Origin of the sequence: Arcobacter sp. LA11 (genome assembly GCF_001895145.1) — a bacterium.
Taxonomy (GTDB): Bacteria; Campylobacterota; Campylobacteria; order Campylobacterales; family Arcobacteraceae; genus Halarcobacter.
Map to the genome: position 1 here is coordinate 137,635 of NZ_BDIR01000002.1, position 14,229 is coordinate 151,863.

Annotated in this window: 16 protein-coding genes; 3 read left to right on the forward strand and 13 right to left on the reverse strand. The window is 29.2% G+C overall.

What is annotated here, in order from left to right; all coding sequences use genetic code 11:
* Nucleotides 1-6: 6 nt before the first annotated feature.
* Complete coding sequence (gene pheT, locus BT997_RS02660) at nucleotides 7-2,331, reverse strand: phenylalanine--tRNA ligase subunit beta (RefSeq protein ID WP_072679855.1); 2,325 nt, start codon at nucleotides 2,329-2,331, stop codon at nucleotides 7-9.
* Nucleotides 2,328-3,326 (reverse strand): phenylalanine--tRNA ligase subunit alpha, encoded by a 999-nt coding sequence (pheS, locus tag BT997_RS02665; RefSeq protein WP_072679857.1) that lies wholly within the window; start codon nucleotides 3,324-3,326, stop codon nucleotides 2,328-2,330. Before pheS ends, pheT begins: the two co-directional genes overlap by 4 nt.
* Nucleotides 3,327-3,433: 107 nt before the next feature.
* On the opposite strand from pheS, the gene BT997_RS02670 reads away from it, so the two are divergent.
* Nucleotides 3,434-3,763 carry a histidine triad nucleotide-binding protein gene (locus BT997_RS02670; RefSeq protein ID WP_072679859.1) on the forward strand — a complete coding sequence of 110 codons (330 nt, stop codon included), beginning with the start codon at nucleotides 3,434-3,436 and terminating at the stop codon, nucleotides 3,761-3,763.
* Between the two features lie 22 nt (nucleotides 3,764-3,785).
* On the opposite strand, the gene accA is transcribed toward BT997_RS02670, so the two are convergent.
* The 8 genes from accA to BT997_RS02710 form a co-directional block, all read right to left on the reverse strand.
* Nucleotides 3,786-4,730, reverse strand: a complete 945-nt coding sequence (gene accA, locus BT997_RS02675; RefSeq protein ID WP_072679862.1) for an acetyl-CoA carboxylase carboxyl transferase subunit alpha — start codon at nucleotides 4,728-4,730, stop codon at nucleotides 3,786-3,788.
* A gap of 26 nt (nucleotides 4,731-4,756) precedes the next feature.
* A complete protein-coding gene (locus BT997_RS02680) occupies nucleotides 4,757-6,016 on the reverse strand; it encodes a beta-ketoacyl-ACP synthase II (RefSeq protein WP_072679864.1) in 1,260 nt (419 codons plus the stop codon).
* A 121-nt stretch (nucleotides 6,017-6,137) separates the two neighbouring features.
* Nucleotides 6,138-6,368: an acyl carrier protein gene (gene acpP / locus BT997_RS02685; RefSeq protein WP_072679866.1), complete on the reverse strand. Its 231-nt coding sequence runs from the start codon at nucleotides 6,366-6,368 to the stop codon at nucleotides 6,138-6,140.
* A gap of 61 nt (nucleotides 6,369-6,429) precedes the next feature.
* The gene (gene fabG, locus BT997_RS02690; RefSeq protein ID WP_072679868.1) at nucleotides 6,430-7,173 is read right to left on the reverse strand and encodes a 3-oxoacyl-ACP reductase FabG; all 744 of its coding nucleotides are present in this window, start codon (nucleotides 7,171-7,173) and stop codon (nucleotides 6,430-6,432) included.
* Nucleotides 7,174-7,245: 72 nt separating this feature from the next.
* Nucleotides 7,246-7,995 (reverse strand): 7-carboxy-7-deazaguanine synthase QueE, encoded by a 750-nt coding sequence (locus tag BT997_RS02695; protein ID WP_072679871.1) that lies wholly within the window; start codon nucleotides 7,993-7,995, stop codon nucleotides 7,246-7,248.
* Complete coding sequence (locus tag BT997_RS02700) at nucleotides 7,988-8,521, reverse strand: 6-carboxytetrahydropterin synthase (RefSeq protein ID WP_072679874.1); 534 nt, start codon at nucleotides 8,519-8,521, stop codon at nucleotides 7,988-7,990. Before BT997_RS02700 ends, BT997_RS02695 begins: the two co-directional genes overlap by 8 nt.
* Before the next feature lie 3 nt (nucleotides 8,522-8,524).
* Nucleotides 8,525-9,205 carry a 7-cyano-7-deazaguanine synthase QueC gene (gene queC / locus BT997_RS02705; protein WP_072679876.1) on the reverse strand — a complete coding sequence of 227 codons (681 nt, stop codon included), beginning with the start codon at nucleotides 9,203-9,205 and terminating at the stop codon, nucleotides 8,525-8,527.
* On the reverse strand, nucleotides 9,198-10,421 hold the full coding sequence (locus BT997_RS02710; protein WP_072679878.1) for a molybdopterin molybdotransferase MoeA: 1,224 nt from the start codon (nucleotides 10,419-10,421) through the stop codon (nucleotides 9,198-9,200). Before BT997_RS02710 ends, queC begins: the two co-directional genes overlap by 8 nt.
* 70 nt (nucleotides 10,422-10,491) lie before the next feature.
* Here BT997_RS02710 and BT997_RS02715 point away from each other — a divergent pair, with 70 nt between their 5' ends.
* Together BT997_RS02715 and BT997_RS02720 are read left to right on the forward strand one after the other, a co-directional pair.
* Nucleotides 10,492-10,896 carry a hypothetical protein gene (locus tag BT997_RS02715; protein ID WP_072679880.1) on the forward strand — a complete coding sequence of 135 codons (405 nt, stop codon included), beginning with the start codon at nucleotides 10,492-10,494 and terminating at the stop codon, nucleotides 10,894-10,896.
* Nucleotides 10,896-11,567: a 16S rRNA (uracil(1498)-N(3))-methyltransferase gene (locus BT997_RS02720; RefSeq protein WP_072679884.1), complete on the forward strand. Its 672-nt coding sequence runs from the start codon at nucleotides 10,896-10,898 to the stop codon at nucleotides 11,565-11,567. Before BT997_RS02715 ends, BT997_RS02720 begins: the two co-directional genes overlap by 1 nt.
* 37 nt (nucleotides 11,568-11,604) lie before the next feature.
* Here the strand turns inward: BT997_RS02720 and BT997_RS02725 are convergent, their stop codons facing one another.
* From BT997_RS02725 to BT997_RS02735, 3 genes are all read right to left on the reverse strand, one after another.
* On the reverse strand, nucleotides 11,605-12,000 hold the full coding sequence (locus tag BT997_RS02725; RefSeq protein WP_072679886.1) for a hypothetical protein: 396 nt from the start codon (nucleotides 11,998-12,000) through the stop codon (nucleotides 11,605-11,607).
* 109 nt (nucleotides 12,001-12,109) lie between these two features.
* Complete coding sequence (locus BT997_RS02730; protein WP_072679888.1) at nucleotides 12,110-12,982, reverse strand: c-type cytochrome; 873 nt, start codon at nucleotides 12,980-12,982, stop codon at nucleotides 12,110-12,112.
* Complete coding sequence (locus BT997_RS02735; protein ID WP_072679890.1) at nucleotides 12,982-14,229, reverse strand: cytochrome bc complex cytochrome b subunit; 1,248 nt, start codon at nucleotides 14,227-14,229, stop codon at nucleotides 12,982-12,984. Before BT997_RS02735 ends, BT997_RS02730 begins: the two co-directional genes overlap by 1 nt.

Sequence of the window (14,229 nt, forward strand, 5' to 3'; positions counted from 1 at the left end):
TAAGTTTTAGTCTCTAAGTCCAATACTTAGTTTATTATTTAAATTTTCTAGAATTTTATTCATAGTTGATGTAATATCTTCTTCTTCTAAAGTTTTAGTATCATTTTGTAAGACAAATCTAATAGTTAAACTTTCGTTTTCACCTAATTTTTCATCAGAGTAGATATCAATTAAGTTAAATTGCTTAATATTCTCATCTTTTATAGAGTTAATTACATTTTTGATTTCTCTATATTCCATAGTTTTTGGAGTGATAATACTTAAGTCTTTTTTTGAAGCTTGAAATTTAGAATAAGATTCTGTTTTGATTAAATCATTTTTGATTTTATCAAAATCAATTTCAGCTATAAATGTATCACTTAAATTATAATCATCTGCAACACTTGGATGAAGTTTAGAAATAAATCCAATTTCTTCATTATCAACAAGTATAGTTGCATTTTGATATGGATGTGCTAAATCATTTGGTACTTTTTTCATAGGTTCTAAATCAAATTTTCCAACTGTATTTAATACTTTTGTAGCAAATTCAAAAAAGTCAATATTTTCTGGTTTTCCAGAGTTTGAAATAGACTCAATTTCTTTCGCTCCACTAAAAACAAATGAAATTTTTGTACTTTCATTTCTATTTATATCAAATATTTTTCCTATTTCAAAAAATGAAGCAGATTTGAATCCTAATTTAGAATTATTTGAACATGCTTCTATTAAATTTACTAAGATTGTAGTTCTAAATGTATCAAGTTCTTTAACAATTGGATTTAAAATATCTAAGTTATCTTGAACTACAGGAAGAGAGTATTTTTTTAATATATCTCTATTTGCGAATACATAAGTTAACGTTTCGTAAAAACCATTTTCTATTGCTTTTGCTCTTAATTTGTTTTTCTTTACTAAGTTATGAGAAGTTTGATTGATTCTATTTACTTCATCAATTGCAAGTGGTTTAGCTTGAATATTATCAATTCCTACTATTCTTACAACCTCTTCAGTGACATCTGCAATATTTTTTATATCATGTCTAAATAGTGGAATTTGAATAGATAAAACACCATTTGCTCCATCTTTAACTTCAAATCCAAGAGAACTTAAAATTTTTTCTATTGTAATTTTTTCAATTTCTTGTCCGATAATAGAGTTGATTTTATTTACACTTACGTCTAATGTAAGTTTTTCATTAAAATCAGTATAAGACTCTTTTCCATTAAATACTTTTGCTCCAAAAGTAGAAATTAAAGAACAAAAAGAATCAATTCCTTTTTCAATATATGGCTCACTACCTCTTGAACTTTTGTAATATACATCTCCAGTTTTTCTTTTTGTTTCAAAAACTTTCTTAGAAATAGTTTCTGGATTGATATATGAAGCTTCGATTATGTATTCATTATTTTCATCTAAACTTATGTCTGTATGTTCAATACAGACTGTACTTAAATTCTCTTTTCCAATTACTACATCAAAACCTTGTACATCTTTTTTAATATCAATAGTTGCAATACCTTTTATAACTTTTGCATCTTTTTTTGCATAGGCATTTAATATAACACCAGTTGAGTGAGTTATATAAGTAATTGCGTCATTTAAGTCATTTTCTTTGAATTTATCAATAACTCCTACTCTTAATTTATAAACTAATGGAAGTTTAAAATCAGAAGTATTTACTACAGTATAAATATATTTACTATCAATGTCATTTGAACTTTCAACTTCTAAAACTTGACCAATTCCTAAATCGTTATAAGTAATTGTAAAATCTTGTTCTTTTAAAGGAATAGTATAAAATGCTGATAGTTCTCTTGCAACACCATTTATACTTAAACAGTCACCTCTATTTGCAGTAAGTTCGATTTCAATTACATCATCGTTAAATAATGGATATTCAGATAATTCTTTACCAATAACTAAGTCACCAATAGATTCATCAAGTTCTAATATTCCATCGTTTAATTTAGCAAGTCCTATTTCAGTTGATGAACAAATCATTCCATTTGATTCAACACCTCTTAGTTTTGCTGCTTTGATCTTAAAGTCTGCACTTAATTTGCAACCAACAGTTGCAACAGGTACATATTGTCCTGCATCTACATTTTTTGCACCACAAACTATTTGAACAGTTTCTGAACCTATATCAACTTGACAAATATTTAATTTATCTGCATCAGGATGTTTCTCTTTTTCTAAAACTTTTCCAACTACAACACCTGGAACAATTCTTTGTTCTTCTAAACTATCAACTTCTAAACCAATAGAGTTTAAAGTCTTACAGATACTATCTGTAGATATATTTGAAATATCTATATATTCTTGTAACCACGATCTTGTAACTATCATCTAAACTGTCCTAATAATCTTAAATCACTTTCAAATAGAGATCTTAAATCTCCAATGTTATGTATTAACATTGCAAATCTTTCTACACCTAAACCAAAGGCATAACCAGATTTATTTTCATATCCTACTGCTTTAAATACATTTTCATCAACAACACCACACCCAAGAACTTCTAACCATCCTGTATGGGAACAAACTCTACATCCATCGCCTTTACAGAATACACATGAAATATCAACTTCTGCTGATGGTTCAGTAAATGGGAAAAATGAAGGTCTAAATCTAACATCAACATCTCCAAACATATGATGTAAAAACTCTACTAATACATGTTTTAAGTTTGCAAATGAAATTTTGTCAGCTTCATCAACCACCAATGCTTCTATTTGGTGGAACATTGGAGTATGAGTTAAATCAAAATCTCTTCTAAATACTGTACCTGGTGCAATCATTCTGATTGGGGTATCTTTATCTTGACCTAACATTGTTCTTATTTGAACTGGTGAAGTATGAGTTCTTAAAAGAGTATAATCTTTGTTATAAAAAGTATCTTGCATATCTCGTGCTGGATGATATTTTGGAAGGTTTAATGCTTCAAAATTATGAAAATCATCTTCTACTAATGGACCTTCTTCAACTGCAAAATTAAGATTTTGGAAATACTCAATGATTCTATCCATTGTTAATGTTACTGGGTGAACAGCACCACAAGTAAGTTCATTATTGAATTTTGTAACATCAATTTTTTCTTCTTTTAATTTTTTTTCTAAAGCTTCTTTTTCTAAAATTACTTTTTTAGTCTCTAAAGCTTCTGTTATTTCTGATTTTTGTTTATTTAAATTTGCTGCAAATTCTTTTTTTTCTGGACCTGGTATATCCTTCATTTTTGCAAATTGTGCAGTAATAATACCTTTTTTACCTAAAGTTTCAATTCTTAGATTTTCTAAAACTTCAAGTGAATTAGCATCGTTAATTTTGTCAAGCCATTCTTTCACTTTTTGTTTCTCCTGATGTGGGTTGTTTTCTATATTGTTCGGGATTATACTTAAAATTTTATTAGAGTTTGGTTATAATAATTTTCAAACTAAATAAAGGTGTTTACATGTGTATATTTTGTAAAATTGTTAATGGAGAAATACCTAATCAAACTGTTTTAGAAGATGAGAATTTTTTAGCGTTTAATGATATAAATCCTGCTAGAAAAGTTCATGTATTAATAATTCCAAAGGAGCATTATGACTCTTTTGATGTTATGCCTCCAAAAGTAATGGCAGGAATGACTGAATTTATTCAAAAAGTTGCATCAAAATTAGATGTAAAAAATAGTGGTTATAGATTAATTACAAATATTGGAGATGATGGGGGACAAGAAGTTCATCATTTACATTTTCATTTAATAGGTGGAGAGCCAGTAGGGCGTCTTGTTAGATAAGTTGTAGTTTAACTACAACTTACTATTTTGAATCTTCTTGAAACTTTCCTAAGTTCATTAGTTTTTCATATTTCATTTGATATCTTTGTGCTGGCGTTAATTGTTTTAACTCTTCTATAGAAGTTAAAAAATAGTCACCTAAAGCTTTTATGGCTTCATCTTTTTTTCTATGTGCACCAATTAATGGTTCATTAATTACATCGTCAACTAATTCTAAATCTTTTAAAGCTTCAGCAGTAATTTTCAATGCATTTGCAGCAGTTTCAACTTTTGCAGGGTCATTCCATAAAATTGCAGAACATCCTTCTGGAGAAATAACTGCGTAAACAGAATATCTCATCATTGCTAATTTATCAGCAACTGAAATTGCTAAAGCACCACCAGAACCACCTTCTCCAATTACTACAGATACTGTAGGAGTAGTAAGGTCTGAAAATTCATATAAATTTTTTGCAATTGCTTCTGATTGATTTCTTTCTTCTGCACCAAGTCCTGGATATGCACCTGGAGTGTCCACAAGCATTAAGATTGGAATATTAAACTTTTCAGCCATTCTTGCTGCTCTTAAAGCTTTTCTATATCCTTCAGGACTAGGCATACCAAAGTTTCTCATTAGCTTATTTTTAGTACCACGGCCTTTTTGTTCACCAATAACCATAACTTTTTGTTCACCAATATATCCAAGGAAACAAACAATAGCATTATCATCATCAAAATGTCTATCACCATGAATTTCATAAGCATCAGTCATTAGTCCTCTAATATAATCCATTGCATAAGGACGATCTGGGTGACGTGCTAGTTGAAGTTTTTGATAGTCGCTTAAATTTTTAAATGTTTTTTCAACTTCTTTTTCTAGCTTTTTCTCTAATATTTCTACAGCGTGTTCATCCGATTTTGTTTTTGCAATTGTAATATCTTCTTCTAATTTTTTTATCTTGTCTTCAAAATCTAAATAAGTTGCCAAATTATTCCTTTATTAAATAAATATTATTAGTCTTTAAATTTTCTAAAAATAATAGAACCGTTAGTTCCACCAAAACCAAAATTATTACTCATAACTGTTTCTAATTCAACTTCTCTAGCCGTATTAGGAACATAGTCTAATTGACAGTTTTCATCTTGATTTTCAATATTAATTGTTGGAGGAATTATTCCTTCATTTAGTGACTTAATAGCAAAAATTGCTTCAATCGCACCAGCAGCACCTAAACAATGACCAATTTGACCCTTTGTAGATGTAACAGGAGGACAATTTTCAACACCATTAAATAATTCAGTAATAGCTTTTGATTCATTAACATCACCAACTGGAGTAGAAGTTCCATGAGTATTAATATAATCAATTTTTGGTAATTCCCCAGTGATATTTTTTGCCATATCAAATGCTGCTTTCATTGCTCTTAATGGACCATCCATAACAGGAGCAGTAATATGATTAGCATCACCAGATTCACCAAATCCAATAATTTCACAATAAATTTTAGCACCTCTTGCACGTGCTGATTCTAACTCTTCAACAACTAATGCTCCTGAACCTTCACCCATAACAAATCCATCTCTATTTGTATCAAATGGTCTTGAAGCTTTTTTAGGTTCATCATTTCTTGTAGATAATGCTTTCATAGCAGCAAATCCACCAACACCAGCACCACAAACAGCACTTTCCGCACCTACAACTAGTATTCTATCTGCACCATTTAACATAATTGTTTTAGCTGCATCTGCAAGTGCATGAGTTGATGCGGCACATGCTGTAACGTGAGATAAACTTGGACCTTTTAATCCATGTTCAATTGAAATAAAACCACCAAGCATATTAACTAGTGATGAAGGGATAAAGAATGGTGAAATTCTTTTTGGGCCTCTATTTTCACATACAACAGAATTTTTTTCAATTGTTGATAATCCACCAATACCTGATGCAGAAATTACACCAAATCTTTCAGCAACATTATCATCTACTTTTTTATTTTCAGCATTTACAAAACCAGAGTCAATCATAGCTTCCTGTGCAGCTTTTATACCTAATTGAATAAATCTATCTGCTTTTTTTACTTCTTTTTTATCCATTACTGTTGTAGGGTCAAAATCTTTAACTTCTCCTGCTATTCTTACAGGGTATTCACTTGCGTCAAATAAAGTAATTGTATCAATTCCACATTCTCCAGCAACTACGGCTTTAAATGAATCTTCAACACTATTTCCTACAGAATTAATTGTTCCTAGACCAGTTATTACAACTCTTCTCATCAAAAATGCTCCAAATATATATTTAAATAATTCAATTTTTTATAAAATAAAAAAACTCAATAATTTAAAGAATAAAAAAGCCAGTATAAAATACTGGCTTCAGATTATAAAGCGTATAAAATTACGCGTTATCTTCGATGTATTTCATAGCATCAGCTACAGTTAAAATACCTTCAGCATCTTCGTCTGGAATTTCGATATCAAATTTTTCTTCTAACGCCATAACTAACTCAACAACGTCTAAAGAATCTGCACCTAAATCCTCAATAAACTTAGACTCTTCTTTAACTTCAGCTGCATCACAATCTAATTGCTCTACTACTACTTCTTTTACATCATCTAATAATGCCATATTCATTTCCTTTTATAAAATTATCGTCAAATTATAACACAAAAAGATTTAATTAATCTTTTTAAACGTATAAACCACCATTTACTTTTAAAATTTCACCTGTTATATATGAAGAGTGATTACTTAATAAAAATGCCACTGCATCGGCAATCTCTTTAGGTTGACCAAATCTTGATAAAGGGATATTTTTCTCATATTCTGCTTTAACATCATCTTTTAATTCGTCAGTCATATCTGTTTGAATAAATCCAGGTGTAACTGCGTTATATCTAATACCTCTTGCGGCTGCTTCTTTTGCAAATGATTTAGTCATAGCATTTAATCCACCTTTTGAAGCAGAATAATTTGTTTGACCAGGATTTCCCATTTCTCCAACAATTGAAGAGATATTTACAATAGAACCAAATCTTTTTTTACCCATAGCTTTTAAAGATGCTTTACATCCAATAAATGCAGATGTTAAGTTTGCAGCAATAACATCGTTAAAATCTTCTACAGACATTCTTAGAGCTAATTTATCTCTTGTAATACCAGCATTATTTACTAAGTAAGAAATCTCACCATCAGCATCAACGATTGTTTTAATTGCTGCTGTAAATTCATCTTCTTTAGTTACATCAGCTTTAACAATTGCAGCTTTACCACCAGCAGCTTCAATCTCTTCTTTGATTTTTTCTGCAGCTTCTGCTCCACTTCTATAGTTTATCCATACTTTTAAACCAAAACCTGCTAAAGTTTTAGCTATTTCCGCCCCAATTCCTCTACTTGCACCAGTAACTAGTACATTTGAACCAGTAAATTCCATATAAATCCTTTTGTAAATTTTTATAATTCTAATTTTGACGCATATTATATCAATTGTTGATATTTTTTTATATTAAACGCCTCTTTTATTATCCCAAACTCTAATATGAAGTCTATCACAATATTTAAAGCCATTTTCTATTGCCATATCAATAACAGTTTCGCTGTTTTGATTTATCTCTTTAGCTGTATCGCCCATTGGCATTAAGTATACTTCTGCTTTAGGAATTTGTTTTAGTATTGAGTTTATCTCTTCATTTGCTTTTATTTTAAATTTTTTATCAATTACAAATTTTAGATAAGAGTCTTTTGTATTATTTAAAATTTGAGTTAGCGTATCTATATTAACTCTTTTTTTTAGAGGCTCCAAAGAGTTTGAAAGTTTTACACTCATAGAAAATAATATCTTTTTTTGGTACTCTTTATTTAAGTTAATATTTAAAGAAGCATTTGTCTCTATTGTAATTTTATAGCCATTTTTTATATAATATTCTAATAAAGATTGGAACTCTTCATTTTGCCAATATAAAAGTGGTTCTCCACCAGTAATTACAATATCAACATTGTAATTTGGTTTTAATTCTTTTACTTTATTTATAATATCATCACATGACATTCTATGCCATTGCTCTTTAAATGCTGGGTCAACTGCATAGTAAGAATCACATGAACATTTTTTTATACCACTAGGAGTTTCATATTCTACATTAAACCCTTCGCATTTCATATTGCATTTTCCAACTCTAATAAAGATAGAAGGAGTACCTATTAGTTTCCCCTCTCCTTGTATTGTTGGACCGAAAATTTCATTTATTTCAAGCATATACGTGGCTTTTACTTTTTGGAGTTTCCGCAAACTCTACACTAGCAACTTTTATATTTAATTTATTCATCTTTTCTTGGGCAATTTCTAAAAACCATGCAGAAAGATTTTCACTTGTAGGCACAAAGTCTACTAGTACATATCCTTCATACATTTCTCTTATATGATTTGGTTCATCTTTTATTTTTGTTAAATCAACCATTTTATAACCTTGCTCAAACTCTATTAATTCAGTTTTATTATAATGAGGTAAAAGAGTTTCAAAAAGTGGGTCGTTTATATCTATAATAAACTTATGGTCTAACACATCATCTAAAAATGCTTTGAACCAGTTAAGATGTTTAAAATCTGTTACCATGCCATTTTCTAATTTTGATGATTCTAGGTATATTATTACTTGACCTTGATGTCCGTGTAGATGTCTACATTTTAAGCATGAATCAAGTGAAAAATCTGGATTTAATTCCTGAGACCAAACTCTATGACCATAACAAAAATCAAATGATTTAGATATTTTCCAAGTCATAATTTATCCTTTATAAGGAATTGGATCAGTTGAATTTGCTTCTTTAAAACCATTTAACCTTAATCTACAAGAATCACAAACACCACAGGCTTCCTCTTCTTCTTTATAACAAGACCAAGTATGTTCTAATGGAACATTTAATTCTATAGATTTCTCTACAATTTGGTTTTTCATAAGGTGAACAAGAGGAGTTTTTATTTCAAGTTTAGTACTCTTTTTTGTTCCTTCATTAATTGCTGTAGTCATATTATTTATAAATGTATCTGTACAATCAGGATATCCTGAACTGTCTTCTTCTACTACACCAATATATAAAGCTTGAGCTTCTTCTTTTTCTGCAATAGCAGTAGCAATTGAAAGAAAAATACCATTTCTAAAAGGTACATAAGTTATAGGTACGCCAGCTTCAATACCATTTGTTGGTATATCAATAGTTTTATCAGTTAATGCACTTGCACCAATTTGTGTGAAAAATGGAATATCAATTTCATACTTTTCTTTTATTTGTAAATCATTACAAATATCTCTAAATGCCTTTAACTCTCTATTTTCAGTTCTTTGTCCATAATTAAAATGAACAGCTATAATTTCATAACCTTCATTTTTTGCAATATATGAAGCTAAAGTAGAATCCATACCTCCACTTAAAATACATACTGCTTTTTTTGTCACGTTGTTATTCATTCGTTAAAAATTCCTTTTGATTTTTCGTAAAAAATTTCCAATTTATTGGTAGTACTTTAACAAAAGACTCTTTTTTGATATTTGAAACATTTTCATCAAGTATAATCATAGAGTTACAATTACTAAGAGTTGAAACCATACCAGGGCTTCTTTTTTGAGCACTTATAAAATACTCACCATCAAAATTACCAGGGATTACTGTTATTCTCCCTTTTTTATTTTTTAGGTCTTCACCCATTTTTGCAGATATAAAATTATGATAAGTTTCATTTGAACCTATTAATTTTTGTATTATTAACTTTCCAAAAACTTCAAATATAAGTGCTGAAGCTAAAGGGTTTCCTGGAAGATTTAATATATGTGTTTTGTCAATTTTTCCTAGTACAGTAGGTTTCCCTGGTTTAATTATAATTCCATCAAAAAGAGTTTCAAAATCTAATTCGTTAAAAGCATCTTTTGTAAAATCTGCATCTCCAACTGAAACTCCTCCCGAAGTTATAATTAAATCTGCATCTAAAGAGTTTTCTATTAATTCTTTAATTGATTCAATTGAATCATGAGCTTGACCAATAAAATCTATTTGTGCTCCAAGTTCTTTACATCTACTCATAAATGTTGGAGTATTTGAATTATATATTTGATAGTTTTCTGCTTTTTCATAATGTAATTTTAGTTCTTCACCACTTGCAAATACTACTACTTTAGGTTTTTTAAAAACTTTAATATGTGATATACCTTGAGAACTTAAAAGAGTAACTTTTGCAAAGTTAATAGTCTCTCCTATTTTGATTAAAGTATCGCCTTTATTTATATCTTCACCAATAAATCTAATATGTTGAAATTTTTTTATATCATTTGGTATAGTAATAAAATCATCTTCTAAATATTGACAATCTTCTTTTGGAATTATAGCTGTACAGTTATCTGGTACTTTTGCACCAGTCATTATTTTTACGCATTGGTTTTTTTCTAATAATCTATTGTTATTATCACCTGCAAAAATTGTATCTACTATTTTTAATTTTTCATTTTTATCTTCATATAAAATTCCAAAACCATCCATCGCAGAATTGTTAAACCTAGGTAAACAAATTGTAGCAACAACGTCTTGCGCACAAATTCTATCTTCTGAACTTTCAATTGGAATGATTTCATAGTTTAAATTAACATCAATATTTGAGATTGTTTTAATAGCTTCATTAACAGAAATAGCCATATTTTTCCTTTTACTAATACCTTATGACAAGTTAGATATAATACCAAAATTTTTTAAAAGTGAGTTTAACATGGAACTAATGAGTGATGCAATTATCACGCACGTATATACAATTTATTTATTTTTAGCAATTATGATTTTTAATTTTTATTCTGTTGTTACAGTAGATAATTTTATTAAATTAGCGAAGAGATTAAAGTTTATGACACCTATTTATCATTTGACAAATGCAATTGTTATATATACTGGAGCAATAGTTGCTGCATATGCACAAGTTTTTTCTTTTACTATAGGACTTATGATTCCTGCATCAATATTTTTATTGGTAATAGAGATAAAGAGATATAAAAAAATGAGAGTTATTAAAAGTACAGATATACAACTTCAAGAAGAGTTTATGGTTTATGCTAAAAAAATTTATACAATTGAAATTATGGTTTTAGTTTCAGTTTATATCATATCAAAAGTTTTTTAATGCAATTTACTTATCATCCTCAATCATCAGTAGACTTTTTAGAAATTCAAGAAGATACATATAAGTATCTTTTTAAAGCAAGACGTCAAAAAATATCAGATGAAATATATTTTAGAAATTTGGATGATAAGTATATTTATTTATATAAAGTAATTGATATAGATAAGAAAAAAGCTATATGTAAACTTATTTCAAAAGAAGAAAAGATAATTGAAAATTCAAAAAAATTACATCTTATCTGGTGTATTATTGATCCCAAAACTATTGAAAAGAGTTTAGCTTCATTGAATGAATTAGGTGTCTATAAAATTACATTTTTATACTGTGATTATTCTCAAAAGAATTTTAAAATAAATTTTGATAAATTAGAAAAAATATTAATAAATTCTTCTTCTCAATGTGGTAGAAGTTCTATAATCAAACTTGATGCATCTAGTAGTCTTGATGAATTCCTTCAAAACAATAATGATGTTTATGCATTAAATTTTTCTTCACAATTAATTGATGAAAAGAAAGAGTCTATTACTAAATTAATTATAGGTTGTGAAGGTGGATTTTCTAAAGATGAAGAAAATAAATTTGATAAAGAAAAAATTGTAGGATTTAAATCTAATTTAATTTTGAAAAGTGAAACTGCAATTATCTCAGCAGCATCAAAAATATTGATTTAAAAGATAGACAAAAAAGTCTATCTTTTAATATAGAAACTCACCAGCTTCTAACAATTGAGTGACATCTTGCACAGGCATTTAACATATCAGAATATGCATTTGCTGCGTTAATATAAGCTTTGCTATCTAAGTTTAATTCTAAAACATTTACATCTAAATCTATTCTTTTTGCTGCATTTTCAGCAACATTAACCATATGTTTTTTATTTTTTGGTAGATATTGAACAATTACTTCTTTTTCAGAAAATAAAGCATTTCCTTCTTTTACTAACTTTGAACCACTCTTGATCAATTCAAGATTGTTATTTAAAAAACCTTGTTGAATTTGAGTCATCCCATTTTCCATAATTGACATTGACTTTTTCATAATGTCTTCTGCCGATGCCATTGAAATAGTTAGCATAGTAGCTGCTAAAATATTGATTACTTTCATTTTTCTTCTCCTCTAAAGTTATTATATTTATTATATTATAAATAATATTAAAATAATAAAAAAAAAGGGATGGAAAAAATCCATCCCTTTGTAGTTATATGATTAGTTCTTAGTGAACATCTCTCCATTTACTAGCTTTCCATAACCATGCAAAGATAGCAAAAATAACTAAATAAATTAAGAATTTAGGACCTAAAGCTTCTCTATCAGCTTTACTAGAATCACCAACTTCTTGCATATAAGTAATTACTTGTTGTTCTGCATCAGCCGTTAAACCAACTCTAGGCATTGCAGTACCCTCTAAGTGTTTTTGAGGATCATTAATAAATGTATGTAAGTAAGACTCACCTCTTGATCTAATGTATTGTGATAAATCTGGAGGTAATTTACCCATATATGCTTTGATATTTTCATCAGGAGTAAATGCAGCCATTGTACCTTTTTGCATATCACCATATTTAATAGCGTGACATCTTTGACAAGCGTCAGCAAATACTTCTTTATTTGTCATTTCTTTTGGAGCAATAGATTGCAAGTATGCTACCATATCTGCAATCTCTTGTGGTTGCATCCAATCGTAATTAGGCATTGGATGAGTTGCACCATCTTGGAACTTATGTTCAGTTTTTGCAGCTTTTGCAGGATTTTTAATAAATGCTGCTAAATAATCAGCATTATAAATTTTACCAGCAGAAGATAAATCTGGTGGAACAACACCATAAGATGCAGCAGAAGTTTTATCATCCATTAATGGAGGAAAACTTTGTGATGTGATTGAGTGACAAGCAATACAGTTCGCTTGAACTAAAGCAGCACCTGCTTCAGCATTTCCTTTCATCCCTTTAAGTCCATCAGCATCTTTAAATTGATAATCAGCAGCATCTACGTGAGGATGCATTTGAGAGTGAGCGAATGGTTCAACTCCCCAGTATGTAATTAGTGTTAAAGCAACTACTACTGCTAAAATTTTTAATTCTCTCATTATGCACCTCTCTTTTTAGCATCAATTTTTGTAAGTATTGGTAATGCTACGAATAGTAAAATAAATACTACTGCCGCAAAGAATCCAACCCAAGCATTTGCCCCTGTTGGAGGTAATTTACCATATACAGTTAATACTATTAAGTCAACCATTAATACCCAGAACCATGCGAAGAACATAGGTCTTTTATGTGCAGGTAAAATATCTGGATCTCTATCTAAGAATGGTAATAATAAGAATGCAACGTTTGCGAAACCGAATGCAGCTAAACCAATATCAAATGCTTTAAATCCAGCAATATCAAAGAAGAAACCTCTTAATACTTCATACGACCATAAGAAATACCACTCAGGATAAATATGTGCAGGAGTAACCATGTTATCAGCAGGATCGAAGTTAACTGGGTCCATTGCAAAATTATAATGGAAGAATACTAAGTAGAAGTAGAAAATTAAGAAAATACCAAGTACAGCAAAATCTTTAGAGATAAATACTGGCCAGAAAGGAATAACTTTAGATTCTTTTTTATTCCCTGCTAAATATTTTTCAGCTTCAGCATCATAATCAATATCTTCAGAAGTTTGGTTATTAACATGAGGAATTCTTAATGTATAAAAGTGTAATCCAATTATTGCCATAATAGAAATAGGTAATAAGAATACGTGTAACATAAAGAATCTAGTTAATGTAGCATCAGCAACGTTAAAGTCACCTCTAATCCATACAACTAATGCATCACCAATTAATGGAATACCACCAAAAAGGTTTGTAATAACCATTGCAGCCCAGTAAGACATTTGTCCCCATGGTAACATATATCCAGAGAATCCAGCAGCTGAGAATGTCATGAATAATAACATACCAGAAATCCAGATCATCTCTCTACCTTTCTTATAAGAACCGTAGTAGATACCTGTAAGCATGTGAATATAAATAATTAAGAAGATAACAGATGCAGCAACACCATGCATGTGTCTAAATAGCCATCCGTATGCAACTTCTTGCATAATTGTATAGTTAACTGAGTCAAATGCTAAATTAACATCTGGTTTGTAGTACATCATTAAGAAAATTCCAGTAATAACTAGAATTTTAAATGTTACTGCAAGTAATACTCCCATAGCCCATAAAAAGTTAATATCTTTTGGAATCCAATATTCCGTCATCATAACTTTTGTAAAAGTAGTTGTGTTTAACCTTTGGTCAAACCATTCACCAAGTGAATTTGCTTTTTCAATTTTTGCCAT

Coding starts and splice junctions, on each gene's coding strand:
- BT997_RS02670 (WP_072679859.1), top strand. CDS start 3,434: ATGTGTATATTTTGTAAAATTGTTAATGGAGAAATACCTAATCAAACT.
- BT997_RS02700 (WP_072679874.1), bottom strand. CDS start 8,521: ATGACTTGGAAAATATCTAAATCATTTGATTTTTGTTATGGTCATAGA.
- BT997_RS02735 (WP_072679890.1), bottom strand. CDS start 14,229: ATGGCAAAAATTGAAAAAGCAAATTCACTTGGTGAATGGTTTGACCAA.
- BT997_RS02710 (WP_072679878.1), bottom strand. CDS start 10,421: ATGGCTATTTCTGTTAATGAAGCTATTAAAACAATCTCAAATATTGAT.
- fabG (WP_072679868.1), bottom strand. CDS start 7,173: ATGGAATTTACTGGTTCAAATGTACTAGTTACTGGTGCAAGTAGAGGA.
- acpP (WP_072679866.1), bottom strand. CDS start 6,368: ATGGCATTATTAGATGATGTAAAAGAAGTAGTAGTAGAGCAATTAGAT.
- queC (WP_072679876.1), bottom strand. CDS start 9,205: ATGAATAACAACGTGACAAAAAAAGCAGTATGTATTTTAAGTGGAGGT.
- pheT (WP_072679855.1), bottom strand. CDS start 2,331: ATGATAGTTACAAGATCGTGGTTACAAGAATATATAGATATTTCAAAT.
- BT997_RS02720 (WP_072679884.1), top strand. CDS start 10,896: ATGCAATTTACTTATCATCCTCAATCATCAGTAGACTTTTTAGAAATT.
- BT997_RS02725 (WP_072679886.1), bottom strand. CDS start 12,000: ATGAAAGTAATCAATATTTTAGCAGCTACTATGCTAACTATTTCAATG.
- BT997_RS02715 (WP_072679880.1), top strand. CDS start 10,492: ATGGAACTAATGAGTGATGCAATTATCACGCACGTATATACAATTTAT.
- BT997_RS02730 (WP_072679888.1), bottom strand. CDS start 12,982: ATGAGAGAATTAAAAATTTTAGCAGTAGTAGTTGCTTTAACACTAATT.
- BT997_RS02680 (WP_072679864.1), bottom strand. CDS start 6,016: ATGAGAAGAGTTGTAATAACTGGTCTAGGAACAATTAATTCTGTAGGA.
- BT997_RS02695 (WP_072679871.1), bottom strand. CDS start 7,995: ATGCTTGAAATAAATGAAATTTTCGGTCCAACAATACAAGGAGAGGGG.